Consider the following 1,589-nt stretch of genomic DNA (forward strand, 5'->3'; position numbering starts at 1 on the left):
GCAGGACACGGGTGGTCTGACGGCGATGGTGTTGTTGCCCGAGGCGTTGCTGGCCAATGCCGGTGGGGCGTTCCCGGGTGTGCCGCAGCCGGAGCTGGCCAGTCCGATGCCGGGGGCCGGGGCGGGTCCGCAGTTCGGTGGGTCGGTGTTCGGTGGGGCGCCGGCTCTGGCCAGCCCGACGCCGTTCGAGAACCCGCCGCGTACTCCGGTCTTCGGTGCGGATGCGCCGGGTGTGGGCGCTCCGGGTGCTGATCCCTTCGAACGGGGGCCGTTCGAGTCCTTCCCGCGGGAGACCGTCGACTTCGACCCCGATCCGTTCGCTCGCAACCCCTTCGAGCCGCCGCAGGGCCGGAGCGCGGGCGGCGACCCGTTCGCGCGCAACCTGTTCGACACGGGCGGCCAGGGGCGTCAGGGCGAGTCCGATCCCTTCGCCCGCAACCCCTTCGACACGGGCGGTTTCGGCCCGGGCGCGGCAGGACAGGGCGCGGCAGGACAGGGCGGGCAGCAGCCCGATCCGTTCGCCAGGAGCCCGTTCGAGTCCGGGCCGTTCGACCGGGCGGCCTTCGACAAGGCGCCGTTCGACGCGCCGTCCGAGAAGACGGCGTCCGGGCGAGACCCGTTCGAGAGCACGACGTTCGATTCGGGGCCGTTCGATTCCAGCCCGTTCGACACCAATCCCTTCAGCCGGGGTCATGTCGGCGAGGCTCCGGTGGACACGCCCTGGCCTGGTCATCTGCCTCCGCCGGGGGGTGGTTCCTGGCCCGGCACCCCGCAGGAGGGCGCCGCCGGCTGGCCCGGACAGACGGGTCGCGGCGCCTTCGAGGGCGATGACAATACCGGCCCGCTGCCGGTGGTGCGGACCTCGCCGCTGGAGTCGGGGGAGGAGTTCCTTCCGATCTTCGCCGCGGTGGAGTCGGACTGGTTCAGGAAGGTCGACGTCCCGGGGGACAAGAGCGACTCCGACGGCGAGACCGGTGTGGAAAGCAACGCCTGGTCGTCCCCGGCGGACGTCGGCTGGCAGGCGGCGAAGGCGGCCAGCGAGCCGGCCCTGGGCGGGGTGACTTCGTCCGGTCTGCCGAAGCGGGTGCCGAAGGCCAACCTGGTGCCCGGCTCGGCCACGGCTCCCACCGGCTCAGCGGAGCCCGCCGCCGCGGCGCCGGCTTCCCCGCCGTCGCCTCCGCCCGTGCTCTCGCCCGAGCGGGTGCGCAGCAGGCTCTCCAGTTTCCAGCAGGGCGTTCGGCAGGGCCGGGCGGTCGCTCGTGGGGAGGCCGGGGAGGACCAGGGATATCCCGGGGCGGCGGCCCTGGGCAGGCCCGATGCCCAGGACAGTGAGAAGGAGGACTGATGAGGGAGATGAGCCAGGCCGCGCGCGGCCTGAACTGGTTGATCACGGACTTTGTGAACAACGTGCCGGGTGTGGCGCACACCGTGGTGGTGTCGGCGGATGGGTTGCCTCTGGCGTTTTCGGATGGGTTTCCCAAGGACCGGGCGGATCAGCTGGCGGCGGTGGCGGCCGGGTTGATCAGTTTGACGCAGGGCGCTTCGCGGGTGTTCGAGGGTGGCCCGGTGACGCAGACGGTGGTGGAGAT

Annotated in this window: 1 protein-coding gene and 1 pseudogene; both read left to right on the plus strand. The window is 72.3% G+C overall.

Translation table 11 applies throughout. The features are described from left to right. Positions 1 to 1,345 (plus strand): annotated as a pseudogene (locus tag AB0O28_RS39800) (hypothetical protein); the annotation flags it as partial. An 8-nt stretch (positions 1,346 to 1,353) separates the two neighbouring features. Continuing rightward, positions 1,354 to 1,589, plus strand: a 236-nt coding sequence (locus AB0O28_RS39805) for a roadblock/LC7 domain-containing protein (RefSeq protein WP_363648223.1), incomplete at its 3' end; no start/stop codon positions are given.

It is taken from the genome of Microbispora sp. NPDC088329, assembly GCF_040685655.1.
In the GTDB taxonomy this organism is placed as follows: domain Bacteria; phylum Actinomycetota; class Actinomycetes; order Streptosporangiales; family Streptosporangiaceae; genus Microbispora.